This is a genomic window from Estrella lausannensis (assembly GCF_900000175.1).
Lineage (GTDB): Bacteria > Chlamydiota > Chlamydiia > Chlamydiales > Criblamydiaceae > Estrella > Estrella lausannensis.
Genome location: NZ_CWGJ01000011.1, coordinates 289,559 through 304,545 on the forward strand (window position 1 = coordinate 289,559; position 14,987 = coordinate 304,545).

General features: G+C 47.9%; 16 protein-coding genes. 9 read left to right on the top strand and 7 right to left on the bottom strand.

What is annotated here, in order from left to right; all coding sequences use genetic code 11:
• Positions 1-16 precede the first annotated feature (16 nt).
• Entirely contained in the window at positions 17-1,966 is a 1,950-nt protein-coding gene (locus tag ELAC_RS04255) for an ankyrin repeat domain-containing protein (RefSeq protein ID WP_098038035.1), read from the bottom strand.
• A gap of 455 nt (positions 1,967-2,421) precedes the next feature.
• Positions 2,422-3,663, bottom strand: a complete 1,242-nt coding sequence (locus ELAC_RS04260) for a YihY/virulence factor BrkB family protein (RefSeq protein ID WP_098038036.1) — start codon at positions 3,661-3,663, stop codon at positions 2,422-2,424.
• A gap of 198 nt (positions 3,664-3,861) precedes the next feature.
• Between ELAC_RS04260 and ELAC_RS04265 the strand changes: the two genes are divergently transcribed.
• The 8 genes from ELAC_RS04265 (at position 3,862) to ELAC_RS04300 (ending at position 10,758) form a co-directional block, all read left to right on the top strand.
• Positions 3,862-4,194 carry a hypothetical protein gene (locus tag ELAC_RS04265; protein ID WP_098038037.1) on the top strand — a complete coding sequence of 111 codons (333 nt, stop codon included), beginning with the start codon at positions 3,862-3,864 and terminating at the stop codon, positions 4,192-4,194.
• A 26-nt stretch (positions 4,195-4,220) separates the two neighbouring features.
• A complete protein-coding gene (locus ELAC_RS04270; RefSeq protein ID WP_098038038.1) occupies positions 4,221-4,637 on the top strand; it encodes a hypothetical protein in 417 nt (138 codons plus the stop codon).
• Between the two features lie 16 nt (positions 4,638-4,653).
• A complete protein-coding gene (locus tag ELAC_RS04275; protein ID WP_098038039.1) occupies positions 4,654-4,959 on the top strand; it encodes a hypothetical protein in 306 nt (101 codons plus the stop codon).
• 224 nt (positions 4,960-5,183) lie between these two features.
• Positions 5,184-7,241: a protein kinase domain-containing protein gene (locus ELAC_RS04280; RefSeq protein ID WP_098038040.1), complete on the top strand. Its 2,058-nt coding sequence runs from the start codon at positions 5,184-5,186 to the stop codon at positions 7,239-7,241.
• 134 nt (positions 7,242-7,375) lie between these two features.
• On the top strand, positions 7,376-8,167 hold the full coding sequence (locus ELAC_RS04285; protein ID WP_098038041.1) for an MlaE family ABC transporter permease: 792 nt from the start codon (positions 7,376-7,378) through the stop codon (positions 8,165-8,167).
• Positions 8,167-8,949 (top strand): ABC transporter ATP-binding protein, encoded by a 783-nt coding sequence (locus ELAC_RS04290; protein ID WP_098038042.1) that lies wholly within the window; start codon positions 8,167-8,169, stop codon positions 8,947-8,949. The genes ELAC_RS04285 and ELAC_RS04290 overlap by 1 nt, the downstream gene beginning before the upstream one ends.
• A complete protein-coding gene (locus tag ELAC_RS04295; RefSeq protein ID WP_098038043.1) occupies positions 8,942-10,165 on the top strand; it encodes an MlaD family protein in 1,224 nt (407 codons plus the stop codon). Before ELAC_RS04290 ends, ELAC_RS04295 begins: the two co-directional genes overlap by 8 nt.
• A 23-nt stretch (positions 10,166-10,188) precedes the next feature.
• On the top strand, positions 10,189-10,758 hold the full coding sequence (locus ELAC_RS04300; protein WP_098038044.1) for a YqgE/AlgH family protein: 570 nt from the start codon (positions 10,189-10,191) through the stop codon (positions 10,756-10,758).
• 46 nt (positions 10,759-10,804) lie between these two features.
• On the opposite strand, the gene ELAC_RS04305 is transcribed toward ELAC_RS04300, so the two are convergent.
• From ELAC_RS04305 to rplM, 3 genes are all read right to left on the bottom strand, one after another.
• A complete protein-coding gene (locus tag ELAC_RS04305; RefSeq protein WP_098038045.1) occupies positions 10,805-11,233 on the bottom strand; it encodes a hypothetical protein in 429 nt (142 codons plus the stop codon).
• Between the two features lie 118 nt (positions 11,234-11,351).
• A complete protein-coding gene (rpsI, locus tag ELAC_RS04310) occupies positions 11,352-11,741 on the bottom strand; it encodes a 30S ribosomal protein S9 (RefSeq protein WP_098038046.1) in 390 nt (129 codons plus the stop codon).
• A gap of 19 nt (positions 11,742-11,760) precedes the next feature.
• Positions 11,761-12,219 (bottom strand): 50S ribosomal protein L13, encoded by a 459-nt coding sequence (rplM, locus tag ELAC_RS04315; RefSeq protein WP_098038047.1) that lies wholly within the window; start codon positions 12,217-12,219, stop codon positions 11,761-11,763.
• Positions 12,220-12,399: 180 nt separating this feature from the next.
• Here rplM and miaB point away from each other — a divergent pair, with 180 nt between their 5' ends.
• On the top strand, positions 12,400-13,767 hold the full coding sequence (gene miaB, locus ELAC_RS04320; protein WP_098038048.1) for a tRNA (N6-isopentenyl adenosine(37)-C2)-methylthiotransferase MiaB: 1,368 nt from the start codon (positions 12,400-12,402) through the stop codon (positions 13,765-13,767).
• Here miaB and ELAC_RS04325 read toward each other — a convergent pair.
• Positions 13,764-14,225 carry a superoxide dismutase family protein gene (locus ELAC_RS04325; RefSeq protein WP_098038049.1) on the bottom strand — a complete coding sequence of 154 codons (462 nt, stop codon included), beginning with the start codon at positions 14,223-14,225 and terminating at the stop codon, positions 13,764-13,766. The genes miaB and ELAC_RS04325 overlap by 4 nt on opposite strands.
• A gap of 172 nt (positions 14,226-14,397) precedes the next feature.
• Positions 14,398-14,961 carry a superoxide dismutase family protein gene (locus tag ELAC_RS04330; protein ID WP_239414360.1) on the bottom strand — a complete coding sequence of 188 codons (564 nt, stop codon included), beginning with the start codon at positions 14,959-14,961 and terminating at the stop codon, positions 14,398-14,400.
• Between the last annotated feature and the right edge of the window lie 26 nt (positions 14,962-14,987).

Consider the following 14,987-nt stretch of genomic DNA (forward strand, 5'->3'; position numbering starts at 1 on the left):
AGTTGGTTTTGGATGATTATGATTTATTCACTGTGCTGTGAAAATCGACAGCCGTGCGGATCGCCTTTTTTACGAAGGCTTTTGTGAGCTTTGGCTCACCTTCTTGCTCTTTGCCAATCTGCTCGATGATTTTGTGCCTGAGAGATTGTGTGTACTCAGTGCCTCTCTTTTTTTGCTCGCTATCCAGGCAGTACATTATCATGTTTTTGATGTCTGATATCGCTTTTGGCGCCATGTACTTGGTGATTTCATTGCTCCAGCGATATTCCCGATAAGCCAACGAGGAGATAATTGCTTTCGCCTGCCAATTTCTTGCATTCTCGAGGTCGGCAAAGCGATCCATATGGTCTTCCAATCCCTTGATGGGGATGATGTCGGGGTGATCATCAAGAAGGATCTGCAGGGCCAGTTTGCGCCTGATGCGATTGAATGGGGAGTCTTGGCCCTGGATAGATCCGGCTCGGCGGATTTCTTCAAACGCATCAATTTCCGAAATGTTCCATTGATTATACAAAAGTTCAAAGATTTTAACTCTTGTAGAGTGCAACTCATTCATTATCGCTTCGAGTATTTCGGTAGCGCTGTATGATTTGCCATCTTGATCAGGTAAAGAGTCAAATTTAGATCCATACTTGCTGGCGCCAAGAATAACTAGCAACTTAGCGAACCCTCTGTCAGTCATAAGCGCAAGATTCATGGGAGTAATATCACCCATTATCTCACCAAAGTGTGATAATGATAGATCCGGAGCATTTTTATGCTCCAAGATGAACTTGGAAGGTTCATGAGTCCCAAAGCGGAAGGATGTTGTCCACAGTTGGGGCGCCCAAAGGGGGGTAGCATCCAGATTTAGAGTGGGTTTACGCTCTAGCAGAAGCCTGGCCATATCGTGCTGTTTTTTACATAATGCGCTCCAAAAAGGGGTTATCCCCACGCTTGGCCCCCACCGAGGTGCGGCATCGCAGTCAAGATTGGCATCAAGACGAAGGATTTGAGTGGCGATATCCCACTTTTGATCGGAGCAGGCTAGATAAAGGGGGGTGCCGCCGCTTGATAGGAGGCTTGTAGGCTTTGCCTCGACATCGAAATCGATTGGTAAGTTAAGATCGAGCATAAACTGCACGGTATCCCACGACTCTTGCGCGCAGGCTAGAAGAAAAATAGTAACACCTTCTTCGTTCCCGTCTTTCGGAGCCTCATTGATATTCAGAGAAGGACTTGCAGTCAGAGCCTGGCGCACAATCTCCCACTTACCCTGAGAAGCTGCCCACCAAAGAGGGGATTGTGTGTTTTCAGGACAAAGGCTCCAGTCGATGAGAGGTCGTGTCTCAGAAAGCGAAAAGGCATAGTGCCAATCTCCCTTCATGGTTGCATTGTATAAACAGGTGTGTCCTTTGAAAAGTGGATCTTCCGGCGTAGCGTTGACATCAAGTTCGGGAAAGAGTTCTGCTATATTGAGTGCAATCTTCCAATCGCTGAAATATGTGGTAAGCCACAAAAAGTTGGCCCCTTTGTAGTGACCCTCTGTCAGACTGGCTCCGATCCCCTTTGACCGCCCCAGCTCAAGCATGAGGGTTAGCAGCTGTAGAATTTTATCGAATGAATCCGGCGACTCTTTTTGCAAGACCTTGAAAAGGGAAATTTTCTCAACCACGAACTGGAGCGCTTTTTTTGTCCAAATCGTTCTTTTTCTCTTGGTAGTGGAGTCTACCGCATCGGATTTTTTCAGTTTTTTGATCGGAGCTGATGTCTCTACAATCCGCTCATCGATTTCATTTAAGTTGTGGTCTTCCAGGGACTGGATGCGCCGCTTCTTTGTGGGGATTTCCGGTTGGGCTACTGCATCCCTTAGGCGCTTGCCAACCCTTTCAGTGCGATTGTCAGCATTCAATTCCGGTGACGGGGGATTCGAAAGGGGTGCGGGCTGGTCGTGATTGATTTGGCTAGTGTGGTGGATTGGTTGCATGCGTACCTATTTTTACTTTTATGTTCTATCATTTTTGGCAGCCTATTACTTTATGCGACGGTACCTTAGAGTGTTACCTCGGGCAGGGGGCGAAGCCAAAATTAAGAATTTTTAGATGTTTGCGAATGAACAGGTTTTTATGAGGGAGTGAAATCAGAGAACTTGTTTTCAACCTGTGGTCTCAATTTTAGAAAAACTAATTAATTGAATTGCGGTTGTTATCGTATCCTTCAGGCTTTTATCGTTTTGCTGAGTCCTAAGGGCCTAGTAAACTGTAGGCCTATTTAACGTAAGGTGTTGTTTGAGTGATTTTTTTTGTTTTTTCTTGAGGTATTATATGATCATTTAACATTAAATCAAATGTTATTTAATGAAAAACACGGTTACTTTATAGATAGTTTACTATACCGAAATAGACAAGATTGTTTTGTTGACATTTGCGCGACAGCTGTTTTTTATTTAGGCTGTTGATTGTTAGGAAGAAAAGTGCGTTTTTTAAGTTCATCAAAAAAAGCATTCCATTCCTGGACGAAAAATTGAGGGTTCCGCCCTGAAAGCACAGCCTCTTTCCGCACCAAATCGGGCGTTAGCGCCTCAATCAGGTGATACATCGAAATGCTTCCGAAGGGGCATGCTGCCTGGTAGCGGCTTTCCACCTCATGTCTTTCATGGGTTACTTTCACAAGTAAATTCGCGTGCGCCAGCATGGAAAAAAGCTGGAGCGAGAGGGAAGGGGAGAGTTGAAACTCTTTTGAAAACTCCTCGGGTGAGAGGGGAGGGGAACGTGTCTCGAAACGCTTCCACGACTCTGCCAGCAGCAGTGAGCCAATTGCCGGAAGGGCGGCTGCTATTTTTTCCCCATCTGCCTGACTTTCCGACAGCAGAACGCTGTCCTGCAGGTGGCGGGCTATCTCTGCGCCGAGCAGCACAATCCACCAGCTGAACTGCAGCCAGAGCAGAAAAAGGGGAAGTGCGGCAAAGCTGCCGTAAAGGGCGCTGTAACTGGTTAGGTTTACCTGGAAGGCTATGAAACTCTGCTGTAGAAGGTAAAAGAGAATAGCTGCTATCAATCCCGCGAGTGCCCCATGAGCCAGTCTCACATGCGCTGCAGGAATGAAAATGTAGAGGAAGGCAAAAAATAGCCAGCTCAAGGCAAAGGTTGTCGCCTGAATCCAGAGGGTCTCAAAACCTCCCGGTATGTGCTCCAAACCAAAAATTCTGGCGTAGCGGGCCATGTCATTGAAAATGTAGATTGAAAAGGAGGAGATGAATGCAAAAAAGAGAGGGGCAAAGAGAATGATGGGCGGGTAGTCGCGCAGCATGGCGGCGAATGTCCTTGACGAATTAGTCTTCCAAATGCTGTTAAATACTGTTTCGATAGTGCTGAACAGAAGGATGACCGACCAGATTAGTAAGATAATGCCGAAGCCGGCAATCAGGCTTCCTTTGGCATGTCTCAGTGTGGAGTCAATGAACTCGGTCAACCTAGCCGCAATTTCGGGATGGTCCGAAAGCACCACTTTTAGGTTTGAGTTGAGAACATCTTCGATGCCGAAGCCGTGGGCTATGCCAAATAAGACAGCCAACACCGGGACAATGGAAAAAAGGGTGTAATAGGTGAGTGCGGAAGCTTTCAAAAAGCATTCGTCTTTGACAAAGCCTTTGATTGCAGCTATAGGAACTGTCATCCATCGCATAGAAGATACCTGTTATATTCAGGGGAAAATTACGATTCGCAAGACATGTGTGGTTGCCAAGTCCTTCCGAATCAAACTCCAATTTTATTTACTTTTTATCGCTTTCTTGTTACTTTCTTGGGACATTTTTTTATTTTTTCTTCAAATTGAACAAAACTGACGATATCTAAATTATCGTTTTTATGGTTAAGGATTTTTATGAGTAGCGTATCGATTACGGTTAAATGTCATACGGGCGATCTCGAGGAGCTGATCTTTCGCGCCTCCGAACACAACGGCGGTGTAGCGAGAGGTGAACCAACCCGATGCAAAAAGACTGGCAACACCAATATTTTGATTGTCTCCCTCTATATGCCGACGGTTGCGCAGACAGTGCGTAAATCGAAATTTGATTCTCTTGAGGAAGCATTAAGGAAAAACGGAAAATTGATTTGCAAGATCAAAGAAGAGGGGAAAAAGAGGCTCAAAGTTTTCAGCTGCGCCGCCATCGTCTCTAAAACAGCCAGCGACTATTTCGTTTTTGAGCGCTAAATCGATCATTCCTACAGAAGGTTTTTATGAACAGCAACGAATGCCTTAAAATCCGTTTTCATGAGGCAGATCTCACGGAGCTGATCTATTGGGCGAACCACAAAGACTACACGGTCGTCGGAGCTAGGCGCATAAAACCTTCCGTCACATCCCCACGCAGCGGGAAGGTTTCGTCCCGCGCGAAAGAGGATGAAGAATATGAGATGATTGCCTCGGTTGTGATACCGATTATCACCAATAAAATACGCTCCTCGCAGCTTGATGCATTTGAATCTGCACTAAAAAAAGAGGGGCGGATGATTTGGAAAATCGATGTTATCGATAGCAAAAAACTCAAAGTCTATATTGCGGCAGCAATCTTCTTCAAAACAGCTGACGGCACGTTCCAATTTGAGCGTCTAGCACATACTAAACATATCGAAAAAGACACAAAAGACCTTTAATGGCAGAGAGATAAATATGGCAGCGGTTTCCGATTTTAGAAGTGGGTTCCCATCGGTTTCTTGTAACTCGTCAGAGTTTGAAAAGACTGAACGCAACTTGAAGAAAGCTGGATATTATATTCTTGATATGACTTCGCAAGACGGTTCTGTCGATTTCCGCTATTGCGACCTACGGCAGGGGTTCCTTTGCCCGGAGCGGCACCTGGAAAATGCGGTTCATTATTTCAATGAACGCGGAATTACCGTCACGCAAGGAGTTCCTTGTGAAATTCCGCGTCATCTCATGCTTTCGCTGGAAAAAGCGAGCGGTCTTATACCGTAAGCTGTCGTTTAAGGAAGAGGGGGGGGGGCACCTCCTTTTTCTTCATTTTGTAAGGTCTGATAATCTATGTTATGTTAGAAAATAGCCCCAAATCCTGCCTTTTCCGCAAAAACAAATCCAGTTTAAAAAATAATTTAAATTCAGTTATTATATAGTTAGTCAGTAGATTTATTGGTTGTTGTTTATTCTGCTTCTTAAAAATAGTAATTATTTATGAGGGCAACATGAATATCAATACAGCTTATGGTCTGATTCAAAGTTTCGCCAAGGAAATGGAGCTACCTAAAAATCGTGTCAATCAAGATGCGAAGCCCTCCCTAGATAAAATTGCCTCTATTGTAAATGATTGCATGCAAGCGCATGCCATAACCGCAGATCAGAAAGCAGAATTGGTCAACTGCTTGGCGTCCATCACAAATCTCGGCAACGGCCTTTCTTCCAATCAATTCATCGCTAAGAACTTAGTGAACAAAGCACAGAATGTGCTCAAAATAGCTCAAGCTTTGGAAGCCTCCAAATTAGAGTCGCCGTTAAGCTTGAGCCCGAAAAAACCGATGCAACATGCGGAGTCGAAACAGCAAAGCAATATTTCGCCTCCTGCCAGTGATAAAGCGAAGAGCCGCTCTCATGGCGCTTCCAAAGCGTCTGATAGGGTTGCTGCAAAGCGAAGTGTTATAAAACCTGAACCTGAAGTTTCGCCTCCCATCAGTGACAAGTCAAAGAGCCGCTCTCATGGGGTCTCCAACGCATCCAGGAAGGTTTTTTCAAGACGGGCTATCGTGAAACCTGAACCTAAAGTATCACCCCCCGTCAGTGAAAAAGCAACGAGTCACTCCCCTGTCGCTTCCAAAGCATCCAGCAAGGGCGCATCGAAACCTGAAGAGATGTCTAGCCCTCCGCGAGTGGAGGTCGTCAAACAGGCATCGGCTGAGTCAATCTCTAAAAAAGGAGTCAAGGCCCTCTCTGGTAAAGGAGCCGGTCATGCTTCAGAGAAGCAGAAAACTCTCACTAAGGCGCTGGCCGAACTTCTCGACACCCCGCGGCTCGAGCGTAAAATCGGCGAGAAGCTGGCAAACTCTCTGAAAGACTGGGCCTCCGATAATAAGGGCGCAAGAGAGCCTAACCTCAAAGAATTGGCACGGGTACTTGACGAAATTCACCAAAAGGTCGAGCCGGACACATTGCGATCAATGCAAGGTTTGAAAACCAACCTTAAAACAGCAATCGATGCGCTTAGGGATGTCGAAGCAGAAAGGGTGCGTGCGACGCCTCCGGATCAACCTAAAAAAGCAGATGTGAATCCTCTGCTGGAAAAGTCTAAGTCCATTGAAGCCAAGCTCTCGAAAAATAAAAGTCGATTACAACTTAAGAAAATTAAAAAATCTGGCTCGTTTGTTCAAAAAGAGCTTCATCGCCATGAAACTGTGGGTGTTGGCGGAGGCGGAGAAGTGGTTTCTTATAAATCGCAGTCGCATAACACAAAGAAAGCCGTCAAAATTCTCCACGATGCCGAATCCAGCAGCAATGAATCGGAATTGAAATCCCTTTATATCAACCCGATAACAGGCAAAGAGGTCAAGTCGATTCCCGGTCTGCAGCCCCAGGCTAAAATCACAGCGGAGGAAGGAACTGTCAAGGTGTTTACGCTGTTTGAAAGTGATATTACAAACCTGGAAAGAGAGATTTCCTATAATGATCTCATGAAGGGAGTCGCTGACTTAGCATTCGGACTAGCCCACATGCATCGGGATATGGGCGATGCCAAGCCCGCCTTTGTCCACAGAGACATGAAGCCTGAGAACATTCTATTCGGTAAATCAAAAGGACAGCTCCAGTTTTGTATTTGCGATTTTGACAGCGCGCACCTTGCAGACGGAGAGGTTCATTCGAACGTTCTGGACTCCCCTAAATATTTAACGGAAGACGAGAAGTTGATTAAACAGTTGTTAGAAAAAGGTGATACTCAACCCCTTACTATGCATGCAAAAGCCCACATTAACGACTTTTACCGCAGTTTGGATGTAAGGAACATGGGGCTGGTCTTTATCACTTTGATTGCAGGAAGAAGCCCTGAATCAATCGAGGAAGAAATCACCCTCGATGATGTTGCCCCCAATATCAAGATGGATGCGAATGCGGATGAAGTCAAGTTGCAACAACTGTGCGAATTAGTATCGCAGATGACAGAGCCGTGGTGGGATAAAAGACCCAGCATGGAGCAAGTGCTCGAGCGGATGCAGCAAATCGGTATTGAACTCCCTGATTATCAGCATATCTCATAAATGATGTCGGACGGTACCCTACAGCCTGCAGACATCTTCACGCTTTTGTAAGCTTGCCCTTTTCGCTTAGATCTCCTAAGATGCGAAAGATGTGCTTAGTAAACTTTCGTGACTGTGGATTCTCTGGCTGAAAGATGAATGACTCCTGGGTAAAATTTATAAGCGCGCTGGGCGACTATACGTACCTGATCATCAACGTGATTTGGGTGTCGCTCAGACGTCCGCCTGAGTGGTGGCTTTTGCGCGATCAGCTCTATGCGATCGGCGTGCAGTCTTTGCCTGTGGTGGCCATCACCGGCTTTTCCACAGGAATGGTGCTTGCCGCGCAGTCCTTCTTTCAGCTGCAAGACAAAGGTCTTGCGGGCGCGACAGGAATCATGGTTTCTAAGGCAATGCTAGTCGAGCTCGGTCCCGTACTCACGGCATTCATGGTGACCGGCCGCGTCGGAGCGGCGATGTGCGCCGAGCTCGGTACAATGCGTGTTACCGAGCAGATCGACGCGATGCGCTCGATGACGGTCGAGCCCCTTCGCTATCTGGTCGCTCCCCGATTCTTAGCCGGCACGTTGATGATGCCGCTTCTGACGATGTTCAGCTCCATTATGGGCATTTTGGGCGGCTACCTGATTGCCGTCTTCTACTATGGGATGCCCCACTCCACCTTCATGGATCCCCTCCCCGTTCACTTAACGAACTTTGACCTTTTTTCAGGCCTGACAAAAGCATTTGTCTTCGGTGTGATTATCGTGACTATCTCGTGCTATCGCGGCCTAGCGACAAGGGGCGGTGCCGCCGGTGTCGGCCAGGCGACAACCAATAGCGTTGTGATTTGCTACTCCGTCATATTAATCGCCAACTTCTTCCTGACGATGTTCTTGAATGACTCCTACTCCTACGTCAACCAATACCTGGAGATGTATTTCTAATGATCGTTGTTAAGAAGCTGCGCAAGAGCTATGGCCCTCTCGAGGTGCTGCGCGACTTAGATCTTGAAGTACAAGATGGCGAGACGGTTGTCATTTTGGGGCGCTCAGGCGTGGGTAAGAGTGTTCTCTTACGTCAGATTATCGGTATCGAAACACCCGACAGCGGTTCCATCGAGATCGAGGGAAAAAACCTCAATGCCCTCAGCCGTAAGGAAAAGCAGAAGATCACCAAGCAGATGGGAATGCTCTTTCAGAGCGGGGCTCTATTTGACTCGCTCCCGGTCGGTGAGAATGTCGCTTTTTATTTAAGGCAGCACAAGCTGGGTCTCACCGAAAAAGAGCTGCAGAAGCGTGTCGCTGAGTCGCTGCATCTGGTGGGGCTTGAAGGCACAGAGGCTAAAATGCCTTCTGATCTCTCCGGCGGCATGAGGAAGCGGGCTGCTCTTGCACGGGTGATCGCTTATCGCCCCCGTATCGTACTGTATGATGAACCGACGACGGGTCTAGACCCCATCACGGCGATGCAGATCAACGAGCTGATCATCGAAACCAAGCATCAGCTTCAGGCGACGTCAATCGTAGTGACACACGACATTAAATCAGCGCTTTACGTAGGTGACCGGCTGGCTTTGCACCATAATAAATCGATATCTCATATCGCCAGGAAAGAGGATTTCTTCAAAATTCAAGACCCTCAGATCCAAGCGTTCTTTCAAAACGCCAGTTTGACCTCCACCACTGCGCAAGAGATTAAAAAGGGAGAATCTTTAAAAAATGATTGACCAGACGAAAAATTTCATGATCGGTATCTTTGTCGTCGCTGCAATAAGCCTGATCGTCTTCATCATTCTTTTTATCCATCCCACTGTCGGAAATGAAGGAAGAGTATTGCGCGTGCGCTTTGCCAACATCGACAAGGTCAATGAGGGCACCCGAGTCACATTCGGCGGTAGACCGGTTGGAGAAGTCGTTGACATCCGCGAGATCATCGAAGATCCCTATCCTCGGCAGACTCATAACGGCATCGTGTATGTCTATGAGCTAACACTCGCTGTCGACTCGAGCGTTGAGGTTTATAACACTGACGAGGTGTCTTTAAGAACATCAGGCCTCCTTGGCGAGAAATCTGTTAACATCACTCCCCTGCCGGCCCGAAAAGATCAGCAGGTAAAACTGATCACAAACGAAGTGATCTACGCCAACGAGACGGGAAGCGTCGAAGAGACCTTCAAGGAGTTCAAAGAGGTGGCGGATAAGCTCGAAGAGGCCCTCGACGAGGTGATCCAAGTCATCCACGACATCAAAGACGCCCATATCATCCCCAATCTGGGCAAAACAATCGCCCACATCAAGCACATCAGCGCGACGCTCGACCAGCCCAATAAGTGGGGCGACATCTTGGATAACGTCACCGATATCACGACCAGCGCCAAAGATTCGTGGCCCAAGATCGATGAGACGATCAACTCCCTGGCCGATGCTGCCGATAACGCCCGTTCCATGACGGAGGACGGAAAAGAGATTGTGGCCACCGTTAAGAACGGCAAAGGAACCGTTGGCAAAGTTGTCATGCGAGACGACCTATACCTGCAGATCTCCTCGCTTCTTTCCAAAGGAGAGACGGTCATGAACGACATCAACCACTATGGGGTTCTTTTCCATCTGGATAAAAACTGGCAGCGCATCAGGGCAAGGCGCGTTAACTTGCTCTATACGCTTAGATCTCCCCAGGAGTTCCGCAACTTCTTCAATGAGGAAGTGGATCAGATCCAGACATCGCTCGCCCGCGTCAATATGATACTCGATGAGTCGGGAATGCCTTGCGGCAACCCATGCCTGATTCGCAACCTGGAGTTTTCCAAGGTCTTTTCCGAGCTCCTCCGCAGAACGGCGGAGATCGAAGATAACTTGAAACTCTATAATACTCAGCTAAACGAGTGCCGCGTTCGAGAAACCGAACTGAGTCCTTGCTGCCAGCCACGATGCTGCTCACACTAACCGCAAAAGACAGGTGTTAACCCATGGAAAACGTCCCTTACGCCCAGATTCAGAAAGGAACCTTTCTGATCGCCACACCCGATATTGAAGGCGGCATATTTTTCAGGTCTGTCGTGTTAGTCTGCGAGCACAATCCGAACGGATCGTTCGGAATCGTCATCAACAAATCGCTCGCGATTGACCTGCCGGAAGACATCATCAACGTGGAGGAGCTTTCCAACCCCAATGTCCAGATCAGGGCGGGAGGCCCGGTGCAGACCAACCAGATGATGCTTCTGCATACCTCCTCAAAAATCCCCCAGCAGACTCTCGAAATTTGTGAAAATGTCCAGCTGGGCGGTGACCTGCAGTTTCTCCAAGAGTGCATAGCCGACCCGAGCGGTCCCAGTATCTTTCTTTGCTTCGGTTATTCCGGCTGGGGTGCCGGTCAACTGGAGCGAGAGTTTTTGGATGGCCACTGGTTTTTGTACCCCGCCACTAAAAAGCATATTTTCCATACCCCGCCGGAAAAACTCTGGCAAACTCTTCTTAGAGAGATGGGTGGGAAATACGCGACGATTTCAATGATTCCGGAAGATCTGAGTTTAAATTGAAAGAGAGAAAAAGCAGCCCGTTTAAAGGGGCTGCTTTTAGAACGACTTAGCCAACCAGTCCGATCAGAAGGACGGGGAAAATGAGGAAGACAGCAGCGATCACGAGCAGTGTTGTACCCCAACCGCTAAAGCCGGATCTGGAGCTGACAAGGTGCGCATGTCTTCCGTGCCCACCAGTCGTGACCAGCATAGGTTCTTCCCTAACACGGAAAGCATCGTGCCTGCGGCCAAAATGAGTTGGGCTTAAGGTTGGGTGCTCTAGGCGCGTCGTCGAGAAGCTGTGGTCTAGTCCGCTCACTCTTCCCGGAGAAAAATGGTGGCCTTGGCCAGGAACAACATGGCCGACTCTGTCAGTTAATGTTGCTGAAGGCATATGAGTGACAGTGCGCCCATCCATCATTCCCATGGGTGTAGGTCTTGTTGTTGGAAGATTTTGGCGGGAGAGAGGTTCCTCTCCTATTCTGATTGGCATCATAACGACTCCTTTAATATTGAATATTTAAAATTATAAAATTAAAGATTACATAAAAAAACCCGATACACTTATGGAGCGTACCGGGCTGATAGTCATAACATATAATGGAAATATAGTGTTAACGTTTCGAGAACTGGAAGCGCTTTCTTGCTCCCTTCTGACCGTATTTCTTTCTTTCCTTCATTCTGGAGTCGCGAGTCAGGTAACCGACTTCTTTCAGGCCATGTCTCAGATCTTGGTTGAGCTGAACCAACACCCTGGCGATGCCTAAACGGATCGCAGTGGCCTGACCTTCGATTCCACCGCCTTTAACGCGGATAACGAGGTCAAATTCTTTTTCCAGATTGTTCTGTGTCAGAGGAGCCATTGCTGTCGCTCTTTGCAGTTCGAGAGGAAAATAATCCTTAAACTCGCGGCCGTTTACATCGACTTTGCCGGTTCCTTTGCGCATACGCACAGATGCTACGGCAGTCTTTCTTCTTCCTGTGTCTATATATTCGTCAGCCAAGGGGTATCTCCTTCTCGCATTAGATGTTTACATGAATTGGCTTTTGCGCTTCCATCGCATGCTGTTCGCCAGCGAACACGCGGAGACGCTTCATTTGCGCTTTGGCCAAACGGCTCTTAGGCATCATCCCTTTGACTGCCAATTCGATGATCATGTCAGGTTTTCTTGCACGCATCGTACGCAGGTTGGTCTCGCGGAGTCCGCCTAAGAAACCTGTGTGCGTGTAGTACATTTTTTGAGCTTCTTTGTTTCCAGTGACTTTAACATGTTCGGCGTTGATGATGATCACGCCATCTCCCATGTCAACACTGGGAGTAAAGGAGGGTTTGTGTTTCCCTCTCAGGATTTTTGAGATTTCAGCTGCAAGGCGGCCGAGAGTCTTTCCTTTGGCATCAAGAATTAACCAACCGTGTTGATGTCCTTCTTTTTTTACCAGGTGCGTCTTTTGCAATTGCGCAACTTCTTTTTTAGGAGTCATCGTTCAATAACCTATAGGTGTATGTGTGCAGAAATAATACTTTCTTTCAGGGTAGTCCAATGATACAGCTGGCAACAATTTTTGCCAATCTTTTTTAAGAACCTTTCTTTAGAACCCTTGAAAAAAGAGTATTAATGGACTAAACTGTAGCATTGATTTGACAAAAAGACAAGTAAAGCCATGACAGACAAACAAGCAGAAACTGAAGTAAAGAAATTTTTCGTAAAGACTTACGGATGCCAGATGAACGAACTGGATACCGACGTCATGGCCGGCATGCTCAGGCAGCGCGGCTTAGAGAGAACGGACGATGAAAATGAAGCCGATCTTCTCCTTTTCAACACCTGTTCTATCCGGGATCTTGCCGAACGCAAGGCAATGGGTAAGATAGGTAAACTGGGAAAAACCCTTAAAAAAGAGGCTATTATCGGTGTCACCGGATGCATGGCCAACGCCAAGAAGGAGACCCTGTTCCAAAAACTCCCGAAAATCGACTTTGTGCTCGGTACCAACAACATCCATGAATTAAACAGTGTATTGGATGATGTGTTAGTTAAAAAAACGAAGGTTTTGAAGACCGACGCCAAATTTGAGCATGAGATCGACTATCTCTCAGCCAGCCGCAACGACAAAGTCAAGGCCCATGTTTCCATCATCCGTGGATGCGACAAGTTCTGCACCTATTGCGTCGTCCCCTACACCCGCGGCCCTGAAGTCTCCCGTTCTCCGGAGAGCATCATCGAAGAGTGCCAAATGTTGGTCGATAAGGGATATAAGGAGATATCGCTCCTTGGTCAGAACGTCAACAGCTACGGCAAAGACAAGCCTGAGTGGAGCTGCCTGTTTCATGATTTGCTCTACCGTGTTGACCAGATTAAAGGTCTTGAGCGTGTCAGGTTCATGACAAGCCATCCGACAGACATCACACGAGAGCTGATGGAAGCGGTGAGAGACCTGCCATCCCTTTGTGAATTTGTCCACTTCCCCCTCCAGGCCGGATCCAACCGCATTCTCCGGAAGATGCACAGGATGTACACTAAAGAGGAGTATATGGAAAAAGTGGCTCTTTTCCGCTCGATCTATCCGGAAGTGGTTTTGGGCACAGACATCATCGTAGGGTTCCCGACAGAAACTGACGAAGAGTTTCAGATGACGTATGATGCGCTGAAGGAGATTGGGTACGGAGTTGCCTTCCTCTTTGAGTACAGCCCCCGTAAAGGAACTCCAGCGATGCGCTTCAAAGATGATGTTCCGGCTGAGGTGAAGGCCGAAAGGCATCGTCTCCTCTTTGATCTGCAAGAAGAGATCATGAGCCGCCACCGCCAGGAAATGCTCGGCACGACCGTGGAAGTGTTAGTTGAAGACGTCACCGAACGCGACGAAACGATGCTGAAAGGCCGCACCCGATGCTGGAAAAACGTGGTCTTCAAAGGGCCCAGACACCTGGTCGGCACACTGCAGAACGTGGAGGTGAAGAGCTTTAACCACCACACGCTGCTCGGCGATCTGACCGCCTCTATCGGAACGAGTCTTCGGGTTATTTCTTAAATTTGGTCATGGATTAAGCCGCAGGCAACCCTTCCTCCTGCGGCACTCTCCCCTTCCAAAATGATGAGAGTCTTCCCGACGATGGACTTGGGGCCTTCGAGGGAGATTGTGCTCGTCTCGATATGAAAATCGGCTATTCCGTCCTCATCGGCACTGACATTGCCAAGATCTGCTATATGTCCCGCTTCTCCGCCACTAGGCGAACTTACTGACGCACTGTCGCCTGCTGGGCACTCCCCTTTCTCATGGATATGCAGTCCGTGACTTCCCGGGTTAAGCCCTTCGATATAGCCATAAATATGCACTCCCTCATTTTTAGTCGAAAAACGCACCTGCCCGCTCACTTGACTGCCTCCTACAGGCTGTAGTGTGACAAAGACCTCTGTGTGACCGGCTTTCAAGGGAAAAAAGGGATTGAGTGCAAAAACGCTCATGAGCGTCAATAATTTCTTTTTCATCAGAGGACTCCTTAGGGGTCTTCCACAAATAGGGAGTAGCAGAACATACGGTTTGAGTCAGTGGGCAGTCTCTTCTATCGAATATGTCGCAAATTTTACGTTGAGAAAGCCTCAATTTTGTGACACTTTCGATATACATTGAATCGTGCCGAAATGGAAGGCATTTTTGATTTCACTTCGGCACAGACTCTGTCGGAAAGATGAGGCCGCAGGCCAGTCCGGCACCGGTGTTTCCAACCGGCTGGGAGATGTAGTCATCCCTATATTTATGAACGACAATCGCTTTGCCCAAGATCGATTCGGGACCGTCCAGACGAATCACGAAGTCCAGTCTTTCCAGATGGGCCTTTCCTTTGCTATCTGCCTTCACATTTCCAAGATCGCCGGCATGTCGCGGGCTGTCATTCGGCCCTGCATGAGGGGCTTTGGAGGGGTTGAAATGGCGTCCTGCATCCATCGCTCCCGGTCCCGAACAGGCGTTGGACTCATGGATGATCAGCCCATGTTCTCCTGGCGTTAGCCCGGTGAAGTCGGCGATGATCTTGACTCCCCTTTTCTCTTCTATAAAGGTGACAACGCCCTTTACATTGGAACCATCGATAGGTTCTAGCAGGGCTTTTGCCTTTTTAAAATCGGGGCATTCGCACTCTTCGGAGCAGCCTGTCAGGAGTGAAAAGGTAGCTATTGCCATCGACAGGGCTGTCAGGGCGAGTCGTTTCTTTGCTGGCTGGATCATCTCAATTCCGTTGCTTCGAAATTGCC